This window comes from Comamonas odontotermitis, assembly GCF_014207855.1.
Taxonomy (GTDB): domain Bacteria; phylum Pseudomonadota; class Gammaproteobacteria; order Burkholderiales; family Burkholderiaceae_C; genus Comamonas; species Comamonas odontotermitis_A.
Genome location: NZ_JACHKZ010000035.1, coordinates 19224 through 38817, shown reverse-complemented (window position 1 = coordinate 38817; position 19594 = coordinate 19224). Strand labels below are relative to the sequence as shown.

At 62.0% G+C, this 19594-nt stretch carries 18 protein-coding genes; 6 read left to right on the top strand and 12 right to left on the bottom strand.

What is annotated here, in order from left to right:
• Nucleotides 1–368: 368 nt before the first annotated feature.
• Entirely contained in the window at nucleotides 369–1799 is a 1431-nt protein-coding gene (gene glmU, locus HNP33_RS18715; protein WP_184711225.1) for a bifunctional UDP-N-acetylglucosamine diphosphorylase/glucosamine-1-phosphate N-acetyltransferase GlmU, read from the bottom strand.
• A 189-nt stretch (nucleotides 1800–1988) separates the two neighbouring features.
• Complete coding sequence (locus tag HNP33_RS18710; RefSeq protein ID WP_233464602.1) at nucleotides 1989–2417, bottom strand: DUF2917 domain-containing protein; 429 nt, start codon at nucleotides 2415–2417, stop codon at nucleotides 1989–1991.
• Nucleotides 2418–2817: 400 nt separating this feature from the next.
• Between HNP33_RS18710 and HNP33_RS18705 the strand changes: the two genes are divergently transcribed.
• The 3 genes from HNP33_RS18705 (at nucleotide 2818) to HNP33_RS18695 (ending at nucleotide 5848) form a co-directional block, all read left to right on the top strand.
• Nucleotides 2818–3795, top strand: a complete 978-nt coding sequence (locus tag HNP33_RS18705; protein WP_184711227.1) for a LysR substrate-binding domain-containing protein — start codon at nucleotides 2818–2820, stop codon at nucleotides 3793–3795.
• Entirely contained in the window at nucleotides 3792–4748 is a 957-nt protein-coding gene (locus HNP33_RS18700) for a DUF4240 domain-containing protein (protein ID WP_184711229.1), read from the top strand. The genes HNP33_RS18705 and HNP33_RS18700 overlap by 4 nt, the downstream gene beginning before the upstream one ends.
• Before the next feature lie 173 nt (nucleotides 4749–4921).
• Complete coding sequence (locus tag HNP33_RS18695; protein ID WP_184711279.1) at nucleotides 4922–5848, top strand: Bug family tripartite tricarboxylate transporter substrate binding protein; 927 nt, start codon at nucleotides 4922–4924, stop codon at nucleotides 5846–5848.
• A 69-nt stretch (nucleotides 5849–5917) separates the two neighbouring features.
• On the opposite strand, the gene HNP33_RS18690 is transcribed toward HNP33_RS18695, so the two are convergent.
• From HNP33_RS18690 to tyrS, 3 genes are all read right to left on the bottom strand, one after another.
• Nucleotides 5918–6370, bottom strand: a complete 453-nt coding sequence (locus HNP33_RS18690; protein ID WP_184711231.1) for a carboxymuconolactone decarboxylase family protein — start codon at nucleotides 6368–6370, stop codon at nucleotides 5918–5920.
• A 184-nt stretch (nucleotides 6371–6554) separates the two neighbouring features.
• Nucleotides 6555–7946 carry an alpha/beta hydrolase family protein gene (locus HNP33_RS18685; RefSeq protein WP_184711233.1) on the bottom strand — a complete coding sequence of 464 codons (1392 nt, stop codon included), beginning with the start codon at nucleotides 7944–7946 and terminating at the stop codon, nucleotides 6555–6557.
• Between the two features lie 141 nt (nucleotides 7947–8087).
• On the bottom strand, nucleotides 8088–9320 hold the full coding sequence (gene tyrS, locus HNP33_RS18680) for a tyrosine--tRNA ligase (protein WP_184711235.1): 1233 nt from the start codon (nucleotides 9318–9320) through the stop codon (nucleotides 8088–8090).
• Between the two features lie 254 nt (nucleotides 9321–9574).
• Here tyrS and HNP33_RS18675 point away from each other — a divergent pair, with 254 nt between their 5' ends.
• Entirely contained in the window at nucleotides 9575–10930 is a 1356-nt protein-coding gene (locus tag HNP33_RS18675; RefSeq protein ID WP_184711237.1) for a M23 family metallopeptidase, read from the top strand.
• Between the two features lie 97 nt (nucleotides 10931–11027).
• On the top strand, nucleotides 11028–12149 hold the full coding sequence (locus tag HNP33_RS18670) for an anhydro-N-acetylmuramic acid kinase (RefSeq protein WP_184711239.1): 1122 nt from the start codon (nucleotides 11028–11030) through the stop codon (nucleotides 12147–12149).
• A 100-nt stretch (nucleotides 12150–12249) separates the two neighbouring features.
• Here the strand turns inward: HNP33_RS18670 and mdtD are convergent, their stop codons facing one another.
• The 4 genes from mdtD to rplM form a co-directional block, all read right to left on the bottom strand.
• On the bottom strand, nucleotides 12250–13674 hold the full coding sequence (gene mdtD / locus HNP33_RS18665; protein ID WP_184711241.1) for a multidrug transporter subunit MdtD: 1425 nt from the start codon (nucleotides 13672–13674) through the stop codon (nucleotides 12250–12252).
• A gap of 96 nt (nucleotides 13675–13770) precedes the next feature.
• Entirely contained in the window at nucleotides 13771–14136 is a 366-nt protein-coding gene (gene erpA / locus HNP33_RS18660; RefSeq protein ID WP_184711243.1) for an iron-sulfur cluster insertion protein ErpA, read from the bottom strand.
• Between the two features lie 217 nt (nucleotides 14137–14353).
• Nucleotides 14354–14746, bottom strand: coding sequence for a 30S ribosomal protein S9 (rpsI, locus tag HNP33_RS18655; protein WP_184711245.1), 393 nt, complete (start codon nucleotides 14744–14746; stop codon nucleotides 14354–14356).
• An 11-nt stretch (nucleotides 14747–14757) separates the two neighbouring features.
• Nucleotides 14758–15186 (bottom strand): 50S ribosomal protein L13, encoded by a 429-nt coding sequence (gene rplM / locus HNP33_RS18650; protein ID WP_184711246.1) that lies wholly within the window; start codon nucleotides 15184–15186, stop codon nucleotides 14758–14760.
• 323 nt (nucleotides 15187–15509) lie between these two features.
• On the opposite strand from rplM, the gene HNP33_RS18645 reads away from it, so the two are divergent.
• Nucleotides 15510–16397, top strand: coding sequence for a 23S rRNA (adenine(2030)-N(6))-methyltransferase RlmJ (locus HNP33_RS18645; RefSeq protein ID WP_184711248.1), 888 nt, complete (start codon nucleotides 15510–15512; stop codon nucleotides 16395–16397).
• A gap of 56 nt (nucleotides 16398–16453) precedes the next feature.
• Here the strand turns inward: HNP33_RS18645 and HNP33_RS18640 are convergent, their stop codons facing one another.
• The 3 genes from HNP33_RS18640 to HNP33_RS18630 form a co-directional block, all read right to left on the bottom strand.
• Nucleotides 16454–17383: a septal ring lytic transglycosylase RlpA family protein gene (locus HNP33_RS18640; RefSeq protein WP_233464601.1), complete on the bottom strand. Its 930-nt coding sequence runs from the start codon at nucleotides 17381–17383 to the stop codon at nucleotides 16454–16456.
• A gap of 65 nt (nucleotides 17384–17448) precedes the next feature.
• The gene (metF, locus tag HNP33_RS18635) at nucleotides 17449–18276 is read right to left on the bottom strand and encodes a methylenetetrahydrofolate reductase [NAD(P)H] (RefSeq protein WP_184711249.1); all 828 of its coding nucleotides are present in this window, start codon (nucleotides 18274–18276) and stop codon (nucleotides 17449–17451) included.
• Nucleotides 18277–18311: 35 nt separating this feature from the next.
• Nucleotides 18312–19520 (bottom strand): TlyA family RNA methyltransferase, encoded by a 1209-nt coding sequence (locus HNP33_RS18630; RefSeq protein WP_184711251.1) that lies wholly within the window; start codon nucleotides 19518–19520, stop codon nucleotides 18312–18314.
• Between the last annotated feature and the right edge of the window lie 74 nt (nucleotides 19521–19594).

Below are 19594 nucleotides of genomic sequence, written 5' to 3'. Positions count from 1 at the left end.
TTTACGAGTGGCATTTGCAATTTGGAGAGGCCAGACCGCCTTTAATCCGGAGCAACTATTGCCGAAAGTCGCTTGACGCAAAACATAGAACCTAATACAACGCAGTAAATCTTAGATTTGCGGTCGAGGCGTCGCGTCGCGTCGCGCCAGGCCGGGCCGCGCTAGGCCGGGCCGCGCCAGGCGAAGCCGCAGGCAGTTCAGACTTCAGACGTACGAAGAGGCTGGGCGCCCCCGGCTAGGCGCCCCCGGCTGGGCGCCCCCGGCTAGGCGCCCCCGACCAAACAACGACGTATCAAGGGTTGTGTTAGTGGCTCTTACCTGCTTGCGGTCTATCACCCAGCTTGGCTGGGACGCATCGCGCCATAGGCTTAACTGCTTGTTTTCTTGGCAGGCCGCGCCCAGTTGGCAATGCTCACCTGCTTGCCCCGCGCCACGCTCAAGGCGCCGGGCAGCGTATTCTTGGTGATGGTGGAGCCGCCACCCACCGTCCCCCCCGCGCCGATGGTGACGGGCGCCACCAGTACGCAATTGCTGCCAATGTGCACATCCGCCTCGATCACCGTGCGGTGTTTGTTGGCGCCATCGTAATTGGCAGTGATGCTGCCTGCGCCGTAATTGACCCGCTCGCCCACCGTTGCATCGCCCAGATAGGCCAGGTGGTTGGCCTTGGCGCCGTCGGCCAGCGTGGAGTTTTTCACCTCGACGAAGTTGCCGATATGTACTTCGCGGCCCAACTGCGCGCCAGGGCGCAGACGTGCGAATGGCCCGATCAATGCGCCTTCGCCCACACTGGCCCCCAGCTTCTCGCCGTCGATATGGGTAAAGGGATGGATCACCGCTCCTGCAGCAATGCTGGCATTACTGATGTGGCAGTGGGCACCGATCTGTGCCCCGTCTCCAATGGACACTTTGCCGGTAAAGATGCAGCCCACATCAATGTCCACATCCTGCCCGCAGACCAATTGCGCGGGCATGCCCCGTGCGTCGTCACGCAGATCAAAGCGCGCCGGATCGGCCAGGCGTACGCCCTGCTCCATCAGCGCGCGGGCGGCTCGCAATTGGTGGGCACGCTCCAGTTCGGCCAGTTGCAAGGGGCTGTTGACCCCCGCCACCTGCAGCACATCGCTGATGCGGTGGCCTACCACCGGCACGCCGTCTGTCACCGCCATGGCGACGATATCGGTCAGGTAGTACTCGCCCTGTGCATTGTTGTTGCTCAGCTTCGCCAACCATGGGGTCAGGTGTTTGACTGGCACGGCCATGATGCCGCTGTAGATCTCCGTGATGGCCCGCTCGGTATCGTTGGCGTCTTTTTGTTCGACGATCCGCTGCACAGTGCCTGCATCGTTGCGCACGATACGGCCATAGCCGGTCGGGTCAGGCATGGCAACCGTGAGCAGCGCCATCTTGTCACTGCCAGCGGCGCGCAGCAGGTCTTGCAGGGTATCGGCTTGCGTCAGCGGCACATCGCCCGACAATATCACCGCCATGCCATCGCCCGCCAAAGCTGGCACAGCCTGTTGCACGGCGTGGCCGGTACCCAGTTGCGGCTCCTGCCGCACAAACCTCAGATCAAAACCAGCCCCGGCGCCCGCTCCTTTTGTGGTGGCAGCTTCTACTTCTGCAGCACCGTGCCCGGTGATCACCACCGCAGAGCGTGCCTGCAACTGGCCTGCCGTGTGCAGCACATGCTGCAGCAAGGCGCGCCCCGCCAGCTTTTGCAAAACCTTGGGATGGCGGCTTTTCATGCGCGTGCCTTTGCCCGCGGCCATGATGATGATGTCGAGTGGAGCAGTCATGGAAATGAATGGGGGACAGCCAGAGGACGCTGCCCAATGGGGTCAGAAGGACAAAACTGCGCAATTATCGCGCGCCCGCACCCCATGCCGTGCAGGCGGGCACCCGATGCGACACCCTGAAACAAAACAGCCTGCACAAGGCAGGCTGTTGGGGACTACGCCGCCGCGGCGTAATTGATATGCATCAACTCAGATGTTGTAGAGCATGCTGCCGTCGGTCTTGCCCCACTGAAAGCGGGAGAACCACTTGGCAGGCTGCTCGTCCAGATTGGGCTGGCCGCCTTGGATCTTGGGGAAGTGGTAGACCAGCGGCTCGCGGCCCTTGCCTTCGAGCACCACCGATTGGCCTGCCTTGAGTTGCAGAGTCTGGCCCGCTTGCAGAACCACGTCACCTGCCTTTTGGCCCGCTTCGTTGCTCAGACCCAGGCCGAGGGTCACCCACGCAGCACCTTGCGAGACGCGCAGCACTGCATCGCGTTGCGGAACAAAACTGTTGGCCTGACCAACGGCCAGAGTGCGCATCTCTGCCGCTGCCGATGCAGCACGGCCGGAGGAGCGCAGAGCGCCAGCACCCGCAATAGTGCCAGCGGACAGAACATGAGATGCAGACATTGCCATGGTATGAATTCCTTGCTGTGGGTGCCCCGGATAGAACATCGGGTTAACCCTAGGAACGTATCTTCCTCCTTAGCTACCAGGCCGTCCAATGAATTAAAGAGTGCCGATCCATGCGGGTTATGCATTAATGGTTTACCCTAGTATTTGATGATTTGATGAGCTTGCGTATAAAGGGGGCGAGTCTTTAGCTATCAAAAGATGAGCGTTCAAGCTTCTCTTGTTGGCTACCCGGCCAGCCTCTGTGTACTTCCTGCCACAGTGGGGCTTGGCGCCAGCAAGCTGCAAGCCCACAACAGGTGCCGCGCGCACATAAAGCCTGAAAATGGCAGATCGCCTCTGCACCAGACAGGCATTTCCTGAACCTGCTGCAGTGCCCCCTGTGTCGACACTGCCACACACCATGCCCGACGACGCCCAGCCGACATCGCCGCTCCGCACCCGCCCGATTGCCGTCGGACACCTGCGCGCCTTTCTGGCTGTGGCACGTTATCTGAACTTCCGCGCGGCAGCGGAAGAGCTGGCGCTGACCCAATCGGCTGTCAGCCGCCAAATCCAGGCGCTGGAAGACGAGGTGGGCGTTGCGCTCTTCCTGCGCCACACCCGCGCGGTGGAACTCACCAGCGCCGGTGCGCAGTTGCAGCGCGCCGTCACCCCGGCACTGGAGCGCATCGATGCCTCCGTGCGCCTGATCCGCCAGACCAGCGGCCGCAAAAGCGTGGCCATCACCACCTGGGCCAGCTTTGCGTCGATGTGGCTCATTCCGCGCATGGAAGCATTTCAGCGTGACAACCCCGAGATCGATATCCGCATCGATGCCACCGACAACGTGCTGGATCTGGAAACCTCCGATGTCGATCTGGCCCTGCGCTATAGCCTGCCTCAGCACGCCGCGCGCGGCGCGCAACGCCTGTTTGGCGAGCAGCTGGCCGTTGTCGCGAGCCCCTGGCTGCTCAAAAGCTCTCCACCCATCACCCAGCCAGCCGATGTAGCCCGCCACACCCTGATCGAAGCGGGCGACGCCCACCGCCTGCAGCACCTGGACTGGCTGACCTGGGAGCGCTGGCTGGATCTGCATGGCTGCGCCAACCTGCAGCCCAAGCGCTGGCTGTTCCTCAACTATGCCCACCAGATCGCCCAGGCGGCCCTCACCGGCCAGGGCCTGGCCCTCGCCCGCATGCCGCTGGTCGCCGATTCGCTGGCCAGCGGCGACCTGGTCGAGGTACTGCCCGAATTCCGCATGGATTCGCCCCTCGCCTACTGGCTGCTGATCGGCCCGCGCAGCCAGCAGCGCCCCGAGGTCACTGCCTTCTGCGCCTGGCTCCAGCTGCAGGCGGCGGCAACGCGGGCGGCGATCGGGGATCGGCAGGAGATCGGATGAAAGACAAGAAAACCCCAGGCATCAACCACCACTTTCGGCGTGAAAGCAAAATCATGCTGTGGTGGTTGCTGGGTATACCCCTGGTTTTGGTGGCACTTGTCTTCTGTATAGGTCCTTATTTGCTCAACATCTTGAATGCCCCACCCCGCAGCGCAACCTCTATGACCGAACAACAATTTTGGACATTGATTGAACAAGCCAAAGGTCCCGGCGGCGATGCACAGCACGCACAACGCCTTGGTCAAACGCTTGCACAACGAACCTCACAAGAAGTGGTTGATTTTCAAATTCGGTTTGATCAGTTTCGTGAAAAGGCCGACCAGGGCGATGTGTGGGCGGCGGGCCTGCTCCTCAATCGTGGCCATGGCACGGACAGCGGCTTTGAGTACTTTCGCATCTGGCTCATTGGGCAAGGGCAAGCGGTATACGAAAGCGCTTTGAGCGATGCCGATTCACTGGCTGATCTGGCCGATTCCGTCGCCACAAACCCCAGCGAAGGTGCCGAGTGGGAGTCCTATGGCGCAGCCCCCTACCACGCCTATCTCGCTCTCACTGGCAAAGACCTGTTTGACGCTCTGCCTTCGCCCCAGCGCACAGATCTTCTGGGATCCAAATGGGATTGGCAAGACTACAGCGATCTTGTTTTAGAGCAGCGCCTACCGCGCTTGTGGGCAAAATTTGGCCAAGATAAGCAGGAATCAGACCTTGCAGTGCAAAAGGCCATCGATAACTACCAAAGCCCAGAATCACTTCAAGTGACCGGATTGGGCACGGTTTCGCTAGGCGATCTCCTTATTCATAAGAGCTATGGGCCAGCACGTGTCAAAACACTATTTGCCAATGATGGCGTGCACATCACAGCAATCATGGTTTTCGAGGACCGTGAGAGCAGTATGCTGCTGACGCCTACCGCGCCCGAAAACACAGTCTTCTGGTCGCGAGCCCCGTCTTGATACGCCCTGCATATCACGCCCACCCAAATCGCACATAGACAGGCCCAGGCGCCCTCCCTACAGTCGGTTTTGACTGCGCCGCACAGGCGCGCAGCCTATAACGACAGTAGGAGACCGCTTTGAACACCTTCTTTACCCGTCGCGGCGCGCTCGCGCTGTGCGCCGTCAGCCTGATGGCCGCATTCAGCCCGGTGCTGCACGCGCAGGATTTTCCCAGCAAGCCGATCAAATTTATCGTGCCCTTCGGGCCGGGCAGCGGCACCGATACGTCGGCGCGCTACTACAGCAAAAAGCTGCAGGAAGTGACCGGCCAGCCCGTGGTGGTGGAGAACCGGCCCGGCGGCAACGGGTTCATTGCCGTCAAGCAGGCGCTGTCGGCGCCCGCTGATGGCTATACGGTGTTCATCGGCAGCAATTCCACTCTGGCGGTCAATACCGCGCTGTTCAAAGCCCTGCCCTACGATCCGCAAAAAGATTTTGCACCGCTTACCATGCTGATGCGCGCCCCCGCCGTGGTGGTGGCGCCCGGCGATGGCGAGGTGAAGACGCTGCGCGAGCTGGTGGCCAAGGCACAGGCTGCGCCGGGCAAGGTCAATTTTGGCGCTGGATCGGCGGGCTACCAGTTGATGGGCGAATTACTCAACGATGTGGCCAAGGTGCAGACCGTGCATGTGCCTTTCAAGGGCGCGGGCGAAGTGGCCACCGCCGTCGCAGGCCATACCGTGGACTATGCGTTTGCCGAGGCCACCTCGGTGCAGGAGCTGATCAAGGCCGGACGCCTCAGGGGCTTGGCTGTGGCATCGGACGCGCGCGTGCCCGCCTTGCCGCAGGTGCCGACCGCCAAGGAGGCGGGCCTGCCCGGCATCGAGGCGTATACCTGGGTGGGTGCAATGGTGAGCAGCAAGACGCCGCCCGATATTGCCGCCAAGTTGGCCACCTGGTTCACCCAGATTGCCAGCCTGCCCGAGACCCAGCAGTTCTACGCCCACCTGGGCGCCACTGCCATGAGCGGCGGCCCGGAACAGATGCGCAGGTTTCAGGCCGATGAGATTGCGCTGTGGAAGCGGATTGCAGCGCAGGCAAAGATTGAACTGCAGTGATCTGAATACTATATTTTCAATAGCATGCAGCACACGGCAGCAAAGCCATTCTTTTGTTTGCAACCCAAATCAGGGAGCTACTGGGTAGCGGCTGGAGATGGCCACGCGGTTCCACATGTTGATGACGATGGCCAGCCATTCGATGGAGGCGATCTCGGCGGGGTTCAGTTGCGTGGCAGCAGCAGCGTACACCTCGTCGGGCAGTTGGCCGTCTGCAATCTGGGTGATGGCCTCGGTCAGCGCCAGGCCCGCTTGCTCCTTGGCGCTGAAGTAGCCGGTCTCGCGCCAGCCGGGCAGCACGGCCAGGCGGTCAGCGCTTTCGCCCGATGCGAGCGCGTCGCGCGAATGCATGCGCAGGCAGAACGCGCAGCCATTAATCTGCGAGGCGCGCATTTTGATAAGGTGGGTAAAGCCTGCGCTCCAGCCAGCATCGATGGCTGCCTTGGTGGCAAGCTCGTCAGTGGCTGCAACGGCCTTGTAGATGGCGGGAAGGGCTTTGCCCAGATTGACACGATCTTGCATGGATGTCCTTTCAAACCAAACACCCACGATAGCAGCGCGGCAGAATCCGAGTCTGCGGCGCGCCTTCACGCGCGCCGCTTCACGAATGCGGACGTAAACTATCTTGTTGATAGCAAAAAACGCTTATCTGTAGAGCCAGCGCTTAAAAAAAGGCATAGCCGCGCGAGCAGTACCCACGCGGCCCTCAAAGGCGCGGCCCGGGCACCCGGATACCAATGGGCTGGGGCTGGTAATCCTGTTCGATGTGGCAGCCCGTGTTGCTGCTGGTCTTGCCCTCCTGTGCCACGGCAGGGCGGGATGCCTCCTGGGTGCAGCGCTCGGCCACGCTGCGCGGCGTAGGCTTGTCGCCCCGGTCGATCCAGGCCAGCAAGCCAGTCATGGCGGCGCGGTATTCCGGGTCGCTCAGGTAGCTGTGGCCGCTCTCGCTGGTATAGAGCTGCACCAGCGAGCCCGCCGTGCCTGCCGCTTCCCGGATCTGCTGGTAGCTGTTGGCCAGTTCCACAAAAGCCGTCTGGTCGCGGATGCCACGCAGGGTAACGGTCGGCAGTTGCGTGCGGCCCGAGGGGCGGCTGTCCGCCAGCAATTGGCCCACGGCCTGCGGGTCGGCTGCATAGCGCAGCACGCCTGCATTCAGTTGCTGCTGTGCCTGTGCATCCACGCCCCGGTAATAGGTGTGGGTGTTGTCAAAAGGGTTGCGGTTGCCCAGGCGGTGCTGCGTCAGATCGCGGAAGAGAAACGTCGCCCAGTTCAGGTGGCCGTTCAGGCTTTTCTCGGTAACGGGCACCGCCGCCAGAATGCCCTGCAGACGCAGGGACTGCTCAGGCGTGCGCTCGGCAGCTGGTTTGTCTATGCCGGTGCAGTCGTGCACGCGGCGCTCCAGCTCTGCGCGCGTCATGGCATTGCCCGCTGGCAGCCCCTGCCACAGCGGGTACTGCGGCTCGCTGGGCAACGGGTGGTTTTGGCAGTAATACTGGTAGACCGCGCGCAAATCCAGCCGCATGGTGTAGGCATCGATACCGCCGCCCAGCACGCCGCTGGTGAGCAACACACCGTCGAACGCGGGGCGGCCTGATTTGCCCACCGGCTGGCTGCCATAACGCTCTGCCGCGACCGATGCCACGCCGCCGCCATAGCTTTGGCCGTGCAGCACCATGCGGCGCGGCTCGCCAAAACGCTGCACAAACCATTGCCGCAGATCCTCCATGTCGTCTGCCGCCATTGTCACGCCGTAGCCACCGCGCCGGTAGCTGGTGCCTGCCCAGGCGTAGCCGGTGGCCGGCATCACCGCCCAGCGGGTGGCATCCTCTTCCACCCGCTTGATATTGGCCTTGCCCAGGCTGGGGCCACCGTGGGCGTGCATCACCGCAACGCCCTGCGCGGCCTGCCAGCCCGCTGGAATGATGGCCATCACCTGCGCGCCGGAAGGCATCGCGGCAGTGAAGCAGCGCGCGTCGGTCGGCACCGAAGGCGGACAGGCGGAGGCACCGGGCTCGGCGCCAGCGCGCGCCCAGGCAGCGGCGGGTACGCCCAGCGCCAAGGCAAGCGCCCACAGGACTTGGGGCTTGTTTTTTTTCATGATTTTGGCCTTCTGTAATATGCTGGAGCGCGCCAGCAGCTATGAAAATAGGAGTTCGGATAGAAAAAGAGCCGCTCCCGGTGGGGAGCGGCTCTTTTATAGAACAGCCAGCCCGGCAAGGCCAGCCCGGCGGGCCCAGCTTTACGCCAGCGTTACCCGCGCAAACTTGCGCTTACCAACCTGCACCACAAAAGTGCCCGCATCCAGCTTGAGCGCCTTGTCGCTGACGACAGAGCCATCAACGCGAACGCCGCCGCCATCGATCAGGCGATTGGCTTCGCTGCTCGATGGTGCAAGGCCCGCCTGCTTGAGCAGGGCGCCAATGCCGAGCGGCGCACCGGTCAGGGTGACTTCCGGAATCTCGTCGGGAATGCCGCCCTTGCTGCGGTTGATGAAATCCTGCTCCGCCGCTTCGGCGGCCGCGCCGCTGTGGAAGCGCGCAGTGATTTCCTTGGCGAGCATGACCTTGGCGTCCTTGGGGTTGCGGCCGCCTTCGATCTCCAGCTTGAGCGCAGCGATTTCAGGCAGGCTCATGAAGGACAGCAGCGTGAACCAATCCCACATCAGGTCGTCCGAGATCGACAGCACCTTGGCGAACATGGTGTTGGCGTCTTCGGTGATGCCGATGTAGTTGTTCTTGGACTTGGACATCTTGTGCACGCCATCGAGCCCCACGAGCAGCGGCATGGTCAGCACGCATTGCGGCTCCTGCTGGTATTCCATCTGCAGGTGGCGGCCCATCAGCAGGTTGAACTTCTGGTCGGTGCCACCCAGTTCCAGGTCGCTCTTGAGCGCGACCGAGTCATACCCCTGCAGCAGCGGGTAGAGAAACTCGTGCAGGCTGATGGAGCTGCCCTCTGTAAAGCGTTGGTGAAAGTCGTTACGCTCCATCATGCGGGCCACGGTGTACTTGGCCGACAGCTCGATCATGCCCCGCGCCCCCAGCTTGTCGCTCCATTCGCTGTTGTAGCGCAGCTCGGTCTTGCTCGGGTCCAGCACCTTGTAGGCCTGCTCGCGGTAGGTTTCGGCATTCACCTTGATCTGCTCGGCCGTCAGCGGCGGGCGCGTGCTGTTGCGGCCCGATGGGTCACCGATCAGGGTGGTGAAGTCACCGATCAGGAAGATCACGGTGTGGCCCAGGTTCTGCAACTGGCGCATCTTGTTGAGCACCACGGTGTGGCCGATATGGATATCGGGCGCGGTGGGATCCAGGCCGAGCTTGATGCGCAGGGGCACACCGGTGGCCTCCGATTTGGCCAGCTTCTTGATCCAGTCTTCTTGAGGCAGCAGCTCGTCCACCCCACGCAAGCTGACCTGCAATGCCTCCTGCACGCGGTCGGTCACGGGATAAGTTGTAACAGTCGATTGATTCATATGGGGTTTCTCAGGTTGCCCAAAAAGCAAGGGGCGTTATACTCAGCCCCTTGTTTTGCAGCGTTTTATTCTAGTCGCGTCTGTCAGACGTCGCCTGTAGTGGCAGAAAGCCATAGTTGTTAACACTGCATCCATCCTTTTTTTGTGCCCTTTTGTCACAGGCCGTGCAGATCAGCGCGGTCGACTTTTGTGTCCCGCTGTCGCAAAGCGCATGCGGCCTGGCAAAACTGCATACCGTTTATCGGGATTGAACATTGAACAACGGATTCATCACGGCAGGCCACGCCATCGCGCGCCAGCTCGTCAATACCGCCCAACAACACCCCAAGCGCATTGCGGCCGCCCTGGCCGTTCTGCTGATGACCGCCGGCGGCGGCGCCTTCGCCGTGGCCCAGCTGGGCCCCAACCCGGCAGACATGCCGGTGCACACGGTGGAATACAGCGTTCCTTCGCTGGCTTCGGAGTTTTCCATTGCAGACCTGGTCGATGGGCCAGGTTTTTCTTTGTACCGTACCGATGAAGTACGCGGCAACGATACCCCCGAATCGCTGCTGCGCCGCCTGGGCGTTGCCGATCCGGCCGCTGCCGCCTTCATCCGCAGCAATGCCAAGGCCCGCGCCGCCATCATCGGCAAGGCAGGCCGCCAGGTCACCGCAGAAACCACCAACACCCACGAGCTGACCGCACTGACCGTGCGCTGGGCCGGAGAGAGCAGCGAGGTCTTCCAGCGCTTCACCATCCGCAAGAACGGCCGGCAGTTCGACACCATCACCGAATTCGTGCCGCTCACCCGGGGAACACGTCTGGCCGGTGGCGTCATCCGCAGCTCGCTGTATGCATCCACCGATGCAGCCAACATTCCCGACAACGTGGCCAACCAGATGGCCGATGTGTTTGGCGACAAGATCGATTTCCGCCGCGCGCTGCGCCCGGGCGACCGCTTCTCGCTGGTCTACGAAACCCTGGAAGCCGATGGTGAAATCCTGCGCTCGGGGCGCCTGTTGAGCGCCGAGTTCCGCAACAACGGCAAGACGCACGAGGCGCTGTGGTTCCAGCCCTCGCCCAAGGCCAAGGGCGATTACTACAACTTTGCAGGTGACAGCAACCAGCGCACCTACATCGGCTCGCCGGTCAAATTCACCCGCGTCTCCAGCGCATTTGCCATGCGCCTGCACCCCATCCACAAGACCTGGAGCGCCCACAAGGGCACTGACCTGGCCGCCCCGCAGGGCACGCCCGTGCGCACCGTGGGCGACGGCGTGGTCACCTTTGCCGGCGTGCAGAACGGCTATGGCAATGTGATCTATATCGACCACGGCAACAAGCACGAAACCGTGTACGCCCACCTCAGCCGCATTGAGGTCAAGCAAGGCGAAAAAGTGACCCAGGGCGAAGAAATCGGCGCCGTGGGCCAAACCGGCTGGGCCACCGGCCCGCACCTGCATTTCGAGTTCCGCGTGGCAGGCGACCAGGTCGATCCGCTGGCCATGGTGGCCAACAGCGAAACCAACCAGCCGATCAACAAGCAGTCACGTCCTGCATTCGATGCGCTCTCCAGGAGCATGCGCCTCGCCCTCAATACGCAGATGGAGTCGCTCGCCAGCGAATAATCCGCCGCGTGTAACGCGCGACTCTGCAAAGACGCCCAAAGGCCCCAGCGATGCGCTATCGTTGGGGCCTTTGGTTTTGGTAGGGAATACTGCAGTCATGACTGAACGTTTCATCGGCCTGATGTCCGGCACCTCACTCGACGGCGCAGACGGCGTGCTGGCCCAGTTCGAGCAGGGGCAGCTGCAGGTGCTGCAGTTCGCCAGCGCTCCGTTTTCCGTCGCATTACGCGCCGAATTACTGGCGCTCAACAGCGCAGGCGAGAACGAGCTGCACCGCGCCGCTCTGGCCGCCAACGCCCTGGCACGCTGCTATGCCGATGTGGTGCACGCCCTGCTGCAGGGCGGCGGCTTGCAGGCTTCGGATATTGCCGCCATCGGCGCCCATGGCCAGACGGTGCGCCACCAGCCAGGCCTGTGGGATGGCACCGGCTACACCTTGCAGATCAACAGCCCGGCGCTGCTGGCCGAGCTGACTGGCATCCCCGTAGTAGCCGATTTCCGCAGCCGCGACGTGGCTGCGGGCGGCCAGGGAGCGCCGCTGGTGCCCGCCTTCCACCAGGGCGTTTTTGGCGCGCCGGGCGCGCTGCGCTGGGTGCTCAATGTCGGCGGCATCTCGAATGTGAGCCGCCTCGATCTGCGCACGCAAAGCGATGTCCGCGGCTGGGATTGCGGCCCCGGCAATGCGCTCATGGACCACTGGAGCCAGCAGCACACCGGCAAACCCTACGATGACGGCGGGCGCTGGGCCGCTTCCGGACAGGTGATACCGGCCCTGCTGACCGCCCTGTTGGCCGAGCCCTTTCTGGCCCAGCAACCGCCCAAGAGCACCGGGCGCGACCTGTTCAATCCTGCGTGGCTGGCGCCGCTGCTGGCCACGCATGCAGCAGGGACTGCTCCCGCCAATGTGCAAGCCACCCTTGCCGAGTTCACCGCTCAGGCTATTGCGCAAGACATGCAGCGCCATGGCGCGGCCCCCGGCCAGCAACTGGCGGTGTGTGGTGGCGGCGCGCTCAACCAGCACCTGATGCAACGCCTTGCCAGCCTGCTACCCGGCATGCAGGTGGACAGTACGGTAGCCCACGGCCTGCCGCCGCTGCAGGTGGAAGCCGCCGCCTTTGCCTGGCTGGCCCACCAGTGCTGGCACCGCCTGCCGGGCAACCTGCCTGCGGTCACCGGTGCACGCGGGCCGCGTGTGCTGGGGGCCATCTATCCAGCCTGAGCTCGATAGCTTCTTTTTTATAGCAATCAGCGCTTATTCATCAATCGCTGATTGCCATTTCTACTAGAAATCACTGGGCTCACACCATGGGCCAGAGTCATCAGGCATCGCCGCCATCGGGCGCAGGCTTGACCGGCTCATCCTTGTCCAGCTGGCTGAACACCAGGGTGGCCGCCAAGGTCATCAGCGCCACAGTCATGAAGGTGGCGTGGATGGCCCGCAATGACTTGGCCGGATCGGCCTGCCACATCTCCGCGTAGCCCGACAGCAAGGCCCCTGCCAGCGCCACGCCGATGCCCATGGCCAGCATCTGCACCATCGACAGCAGACTGTTGCCGCTACTGGCAAATTCGCCATCCAGATCTTTGAGCGTGACCGAGTTCATTGCCGAGAACTGCATGGAGTTGAAGCCGCCAAAGACAAAAAGTTGCAGCAACAACAACCAGGTAGGCTGGCCAGGCACCGTCCAGCCAAAGGTCGCCAGCATCAAGGCCACCATGATGGAGTTGACCTGCAGCACGCGCCGGTAGCCAAAACGCTGCACGGTCTGCACCGCAATGCGCTTGACCAGCATGCTGCCCAGCACCGTGGCCAGCATCATCAGACCCGCGTTCATCGGCGCAAGACCCAGGCCTATCTGCAGCAGCAGTGGAATCAGAAACGGCGCAGCCCCCGTGCCGAAGCGGGCAAACAGATTGCCCAACAACCCCACCCGCAGCGAGCGCACACGGAACAGCACCGGCGCGAACAACGGCTCGGGCACGCGCAGCGCGTGCATCCAGTAGCTGGCAAGGCTTGCGAGGCCGAACACCATCAGCACCACCACCAGCGCCATGCCCAGCCCCATGCCGGACATGCCGTCCAGCGCCACCGAAATCGCCACCATGCCGAACGACAGCAGCGCGTAACCCACGCCATCAAACTGGCGTTGCAAAACGGGGGCGCTCTCGGGCATCCAGCGCCTGGTCGCCCAGATGCCGAACAAGCCGACTGGCACATTGATCCAGAAAATCCAGTTCCAGGTTGCCACCTCCACCAGCCAGCCGCCCAACGTCGGGCCCAGCAGCGGGCCCACTTGCCCCGGTATGGCAATGAAACTCATTGCGCGGATGAAATCCCCCTTGGGGTGGCTGCGCAGCACCGCAAGCCGCCCCACCGGCAGCATCATGGCGCCGCCCACACCCTGCACCACACGCGCGGCAATCAGAAAGCCCAGGCTCGGAGAGAGTGCGCACAGCACCGATCCCAATACAAACAGGCCAATGGCCCACATGAACACCCGCTTGGTGCCAAACCGGTCGGCCACCCAGCCGGAGGCCGGAATCAGCATGGCCGTGGTGAGCGAGTAAGCCACGATGACCGATTGCATCTTCAGGGGGCTTTGCCCGAGCGAGCGGGCCATCGCGGGCAGCGCCGTGTTCAGAATCGTGGCATCCAGCGATTGCAGGAAAAAGGCAATCGCCACCAGCCACAGCAGGCGCTCCTTGTGCGGCGCCAGAGGTGCACGGGTGATTTCAGCAGGCATAGGCAAAACAAAAGCCGCTGGCGGGCAGCGGCTTGGTCGATGATGAAGGGAAGGCTGTGTGTGGTGCGGCGCCTTCCTGCATGGGCAGCGTGTGGCTTATACCGAGAAGCTTGAGCCGCAGCCGCAGGTGGTGGTGGCGTTCGGGTTCTTGATCACGAACTGCGCGCCCTGCAGGTCTTCCTTGTAGTCGATCTCGGCACCCAGCAGGTACTGGTAGCTCATCGCGTCGATCAGCAACGACACACCATTCTTGGTCATGGTGGTGTCGTCGTCATTGGCGATTTCATCAAAGGTAAAGCCATACTGGAATCCCGAGCAGCCGCCGCCTTGCACGAACACGCGCAGCTTCAGATCGGGGTTGCCTTCTTCGGCAATCAGGTCAGCCACCTTGGCCGCTGCACTGTCGGTGAAGACGATGGGGGCGGGCATTTCTGCCACAGAGGTTTCAGCAACTTCGCTCATGGGAGACGACTCCAGTCAATATCGAATAGTTGAAAAGGATGGTACCGCAATCGGGATTGCGGCGCTGCAGCGCCAGCGGTGACGCCAATCGCAGTGTGGGAATTGGGCCACGCAGACCGCCTGTATGGGCCGGGTGCCTGAAATGCAGGCTGCAGCGATGGTGCGGACATAAAAAAACCGCCCCGAGGGACGGTTTTTGGAGGCAAGTAGCCAGCAATTAACGCTTGGAGAACTGCTTTGCGCGGCGTGCAGAACGCAGACCGACCTTCTTACGCTCAACTTCACGTGCATCACGGGTCACATAGCCGGCTTGGCTCAGCTGTGGCTTCAGTGCTGCATCGTAGTCGATCAGAGCGCGGGTGATGCCGTGGCGGGTAGCACCGGCCTGGCCGGATTCACCGCCGCCGTGCACATTGACCTGAATGTCGAAAGCTTCGACATTGCCGGTCAGCACCAGAGGCTGCTTTGCGATCATGATGGAGGTTTCACGGCCGAAGTACTGCTGAATGTCTTTGCCATTCACAGTGATCTTGCCGGAGCCCTTCTTCAGAAACACACGGGCGACGCTAGACTTGCGACGGCCGGTGCCATTGTTCCAATCACCAATCATCTCAAGACTCCTTAGATATCCAGCACTTTAGGCTGTTGAGCGGTGTGAGGATGCTCAGCACCACCGTAGACCTTCAGCTTCTTGATCATGGCGTAGCCCAGAGGACCCTTGGGCAGCATGCCCTTGACAGCCTTCTCCAGAGCGCGGCCGGGGAACTTGGCTTGCAGGTCACGGAAATTGGTTGCCGTGATGCCGCCAGGGAAACCCGAGTGACGGTAGTACACCTTGTCCATGTTCTTGGTACCAGTGACCTTGAGCTTGGAGGCGTTGATGATGACAATGTAGTCACCGGTGTCAACGTGAGGTGTGTAAATGGCCTTGTGCTTGCCGCGCAGACGGAGTGCCACTTCGCTGGCGACACGTCCGAGCACCTTATCGGTGGCGTCAATCACAAACCACTCGTGTTGCACCTCAGCGGGTTTTGCGCTGAATGTAGACATGAGATTTCTCTTTCAATAGAGGGTTTGGCAGGCCCTTTTCCGCGGTCGGTGCTTCTTCTTGATACCGGCAGCCCTATGGATTGCCGGTACAGGAAGCCTCTTAGGCGGGGATATGGCTGGCTCGCGCAGATGTCTGCACAAGACGGCCATGCTTCGCCGCGGGACCCATAAATCGCTGCGAAGCCCTCCATTATAAAAGCTTCGGCGGCTGCCGTAAAGTACCCATTCACGTTGCAGGCCAGGGGTTAAAGAACCTGTTCAAAGGTGTCAACATGCCCCTTTGGACCGGTTGCAGCCCCCAAGATCGCTACCATTGGCGCCCTATGTTCAGTTACCGCCACGCCTTCCATGCCGGCAACCATGCCGATGTGCTCAAGCACACGACCTTGATTGCCATCTTGCAATACCTCACGCAAAAGGACGCTGCGCTGGCGGTGCTGGACACCCATGCCGGTGCCGGGCTGTACCGGCTGGATGGCGATTACGCCACCACCAGTGCTGAGGCGAATGAGGGCATCTTCCGCCTGGAAGGTGCGGAAAACCTGTGCCCGCTGCTCCAGGACTATGTGGACATGGTGGCTGCCTTCAACCATGGCACCACGGTCAAGGTCTACCCGGGCTCGCCCTTCATCACGCAGCGCCTGCTGCGCGAGCACGACAAGCTCAAGCTGTTTGAGCTGCACCCTACCGATTTCCGATCGCTCTCGGGCAATATCGCCCAGCTCCGAGCCGGCCGGCAGGTGCAGGTACTGATGGAAGATAGTTTTGACGGCGTCAAAAAATTTCTGCCTCCGCCATCGCGCCGCGCACTGGTGCTGTGCGACCCCAGCTATGAATTGAAGAGCGACTACGGCCGTGTGCTGGACATGGTGACGGACAGCCTGCAGCGCTTTCCCACAGGAACCTACGCCGTCTGGTACCCGATCATCCCGCGCCAGGAAGCGCACGACCTGCCGCGCCGCCTCAAGACCTTGGCCAACAAGGCAGGCAAGAGCTGGCTGAATGCAGAGTTGACGGTCAAATCCAGCAAGATCACTGCCGCCATGCGCCAGGGCGATGAAAAACGCCCCGGCCTGCCCGCCAGCGGCATGTTCGTCATCAACCCGCCGTATGTGCTGCAAGACCAGTTGAAACAAGCCCTGCCCCAGATGGCAGAGCTGCTGCAGCAAGACAGCAACGCCGGATACACGCTCGAAAGCGGCGGCGACTGATATTGGATTGAATATGGCGCCATTGCATGGCAGGCATGCAATGGTTGCTATTGTTTTTAACGGCGCTTCTGTGCCGCCTTGGGCGCGGGTTTGCTGGCTCTGGCGGGTACCGTTGCCTTCACGCGACCGGTATTTTTGTCTCGCGCCACGGTGGATTTGCTGCCTCGGCCTGCAGGTGCAGCCAGGCGCCCTCCACTGCGGCCTGCGGCCGTCACAAACGAGGGGCACCGGTCTGCATCGTCGTCCAGCGTCCACAGCTCGACCGGCTTGATCCCCAGGCCCAGCATGCCCAACTCCTGCGCAGCACCCTGGCTGAGGTCGATGATGCGATCACCTGAGTAGGGGCCGCGGTCGTTGATGCGCACCACCACCGTTTTGCCTGTCACCATGCTGCGCACGCAGATCTGGGTACCAAAAGGCAGAGTCTTGTGGGCGGCGGTGAAGCCTTCCTTGTTGAAGCGCTCGCCGTTGGCCGTTTTGCGTCCGTGAAACTGGCCGCCGTACCAGGAAGCCATGCCCTGCTGATCGCTCGCGCGATAGGGATCCTGCCGGAGGGTATCGGGAATATCAGGAACGTCCCAGCGCCGTGAACGGCTGTCTCCGCTGCCAAGCTGCCCCGATGGCGGCAGCGCCAGGCCCAGGCCACGGCGTTCGTCAAAAAGACCGGCAGTGCGATCCCCTGCGCTGTCGGGTGCAGGAGAAGCTGCAGCAGCATCCGTGGCAGGCGCGGAGATTGCCGCTGACTCTGCGGCAGCCGGCAGTGCAGGCGGCGCGGATAACTCGGCAAGCGGCGGCGGCATTGTTGCACCAGCGCCTGGATGTGCCTGTGGGCTGGGCGCGGCAAGCGCGGTGTCTGCAGCCGCCTGTGCGTTGTTGCCATCCCCATCCACGGGCGCGTGTACGCAACCATTGGCCAGAAGCGCCGCGCCCATGGCAACCAACAGGCGGCGGCAGCTGGGCGAAATGGATGGTAACAATGGTGGCAACAGCAACTCCCTGGGCATGCATGCAGCGCTGATAGCCACTGCGCTGCGAGCCAAGGCAGTGGCGCTTACAGCCCCAGGCGGTCGCAGATCGCCAGTGTGGCGGCGCTTTGGTTCATCGTGTAAAAGTGCAGGCCGACCGCTCCTCTGCGGCGCAGCTCTTCGCACATCTGCGTCACCACATCCAGCCCAAAGGAGCGGATGCTGGCAACATCATCGCCAAAGCCTTGCAGGCGCAGACGGATCCAGCGGGGGATTTCTGCGCCACAGGCATCGGAAAAACGCATCAGCTGCGTTGATCCGGTGATCGGCATAATACCTGGGATGACCGGAACGTCGACACCGCGTTTTTGTAAATCATCTTGAAATCTGCAAAACGCATCGGCATTGAAAAAGTACTGCGTGATGGCCGAGTCGGCACCCGCTTTCACCTTGGTGATGAAGGCCTGCAGGTCGGCCTCCGGGCTGCGCGACTGCGGATGCATTTCCGGGTAGGCCGCCACTTCGATGTGGAAGTCATTGCCGAATTCCTGTCTGATAAATGCCACCAGATCGCTGGCATAGTGGAACTCTCCGCCCAAACCATAGCCGCTGGGCAGATCGCCGCGCAAAGCCACCAGACGCTTGACGCCCATGTCCTTGAGCTGCTGCAGCTGCGCGCGCACGCTGGCCTTGGTTGCACCCACGCATGAGAAGTGCGACGCAGCATCCACGCCTTCTCCCAAAATTGCCTTGACCACGCCAAAGGTGCCCTCCTGCGTGGAGCCGCCTGCACCGTAGGTGACGGAGCAGAACTGTGGTTTTCGCGTATACAGATCCTGGCGTACGCCGCGCAGCTTCTGCGCACCCTCGGGCGTCTTGGGCGGGAAAAATTCAAAGCTGATGGGAAATGTCATGACCGTCCTGCTCTTTGTCTTGTCGGTGTGATGGATCAGCGCTCGTTGCGCTTTTTCTGCTTGGCACGCGCGGGGCCGGGCTGGCCAAAACTGGCCACCTCGGGGTCCTCGTACAGCTCCTGCTTTTCACGCTTGGCACGCATGTCGGCACGTGAGGGGCGTTTGGCGGCCTTCTTCACCGCGGGCCTGGGTTCATCGGACTCTGCCGCATCGGTGCTGGTACCGGCTACTGCAGGCGCCTTGATGTCCGCGCCCTGCTGGGCATGTACAAAAAACTCGTGGTTGCCATCGCCGCCTTCAATGGGCGAATCGAGCCATTGTTTGACGGTGAGGCCCTGGTCCGTGAGGCAATCACGGATGCGCTGCTCCACCTCAGCGTACAAGGCTTTATCGCGCACAATGCCGCCCTTGCCAATCTGTCCGGGCTGCAGTTCAAACTGAGGCTTGACCAGCATCAGCAACTGACCATGGGGTTTGAGCACGCGCGCCACAGCGGGAAGCACCAAGGTGAGCGAGATGAACGACACATCGCCCGTCACCATATCGAAAGCGGGTGTGATGTCCACATTTTCAGTGCCGGGCCTGCGGCGACGCTCCACAGGCGCCGTTCCATCCACCCGCGCTCGCGCCTTGGCGCTACGCTCGGCCTTGAAATCCTCGATCTCCTGCTCCTTGGCGTCATCGCTGTCGTCGTAATCGTCGCTCACCTGGCCGCCATTGCGCATCCATGCATAGGGCGCCACGGGCTGGGTGTCGTTGTCCTCTTGCTCTTCAACGATTTCGCAAAGGGCTTCATCACACGCCGCCTGCAGTGATTCCGGAGTCAGCGAACGCGCGTTGAAGCCTTCAACGCAGACCACGCGCGCATCGCTGCGCAGCCGCTCATGCAACTGGCCCTGCCCCACATCGACACCGATGACCTGGGCAGCGCCCGCCTGCAGCAGACAGTCGGTAAAGCCTCCTGTGCTCTGGCCCACATCGAGGCAGCGCAGGCCTTTTACCGCAATGCCGGTTGCCGCCAGCGCGCCTTCGAGCTTGAGGCCGCCGCGCGAGATGTACTTGGCTTCCGAGGCATCCAGCAACTGCACTTCGGCACCCGCGGGAATCTCGTCGCCATTCTTGGCAACCTTGATCCATGGCGCCAGCACCGTGGTGCGCCACTGCACGCCAGACGCAATCAACCGCTGCGCCTGCGAGCGCGTTGATGCGAGGCCCGCATCCACCAAAAACACATCAGCGCGCATGCGCAATCCTCTCTCATTTTGATAGCAGTTGGCGTTCACTAGCAGCTAATACAGATGGATTCACATCTGAAATC

What these genes read in the sequence shown, in the direction of transcription:
- glmU (WP_184711225.1), bottom strand. Translation starts at nt 1,799, where the DNA reads ATGACTGCTCCACTCGACATCATCATCATGGCCGCGGGCAAAGGCACG.
- HNP33_RS18710 (WP_233464602.1), bottom strand. Translation starts at nt 2,417, where the DNA reads ATGGCAATGTCTGCATCTCATGTTCTGTCCGCTGGCACTATTGCGGGT.
- HNP33_RS18705 (WP_184711227.1), top strand. Translation starts at nt 2,818, where the DNA reads ATGCCCGACGACGCCCAGCCGACATCGCCGCTCCGCACCCGCCCGATT.
- HNP33_RS18700 (WP_184711229.1), top strand. Translation starts at nt 3,792, where the DNA reads ATGAAAGACAAGAAAACCCCAGGCATCAACCACCACTTTCGGCGTGAA.
- HNP33_RS18695 (WP_184711279.1), top strand. Translation starts at nt 4,922, where the DNA reads ATGGCCGCATTCAGCCCGGTGCTGCACGCGCAGGATTTTCCCAGCAAG.
- HNP33_RS18690 (WP_184711231.1), bottom strand. Translation starts at nt 6,370, where the DNA reads ATGCAAGATCGTGTCAATCTGGGCAAAGCCCTTCCCGCCATCTACAAG.
- HNP33_RS18685 (WP_184711233.1), bottom strand. Translation starts at nt 7,946, where the DNA reads ATGAAAAAAAACAAGCCCCAAGTCCTGTGGGCGCTTGCCTTGGCGCTG.
- tyrS (WP_184711235.1), bottom strand. Translation starts at nt 9,320, where the DNA reads ATGAATCAATCGACTGTTACAACTTATCCCGTGACCGACCGCGTGCAG.
- HNP33_RS18670 (WP_184711239.1), top strand. Translation starts at nt 11,028, where the DNA reads ATGACTGAACGTTTCATCGGCCTGATGTCCGGCACCTCACTCGACGGC.
- mdtD (WP_184711241.1), bottom strand. Translation starts at nt 13,674, where the DNA reads ATGCCTGCTGAAATCACCCGTGCACCTCTGGCGCCGCACAAGGAGCGC.
- erpA (WP_184711243.1), bottom strand. Translation starts at nt 14,136, where the DNA reads ATGAGCGAAGTTGCTGAAACCTCTGTGGCAGAAATGCCCGCCCCCATC.
- rpsI (WP_184711245.1), bottom strand. Translation starts at nt 14,746, where the DNA reads ATGATTGGTGATTGGAACAATGGCACCGGCCGTCGCAAGTCTAGCGTC.
- rplM (WP_184711246.1), bottom strand. Translation starts at nt 15,186, where the DNA reads ATGTCTACATTCAGCGCAAAACCCGCTGAGGTGCAACACGAGTGGTTT.
- HNP33_RS18645 (WP_184711248.1), top strand. Translation starts at nt 15,510, where the DNA reads ATGTTCAGTTACCGCCACGCCTTCCATGCCGGCAACCATGCCGATGTG.
- metF (WP_184711249.1), bottom strand. Translation starts at nt 18,276, where the DNA reads ATGACATTTCCCATCAGCTTTGAATTTTTCCCGCCCAAGACGCCCGAG.
- HNP33_RS18630 (WP_184711251.1), bottom strand. Translation starts at nt 19,520, where the DNA reads ATGCGCGCTGATGTGTTTTTGGTGGATGCGGGCCTCGCATCAACGCGC.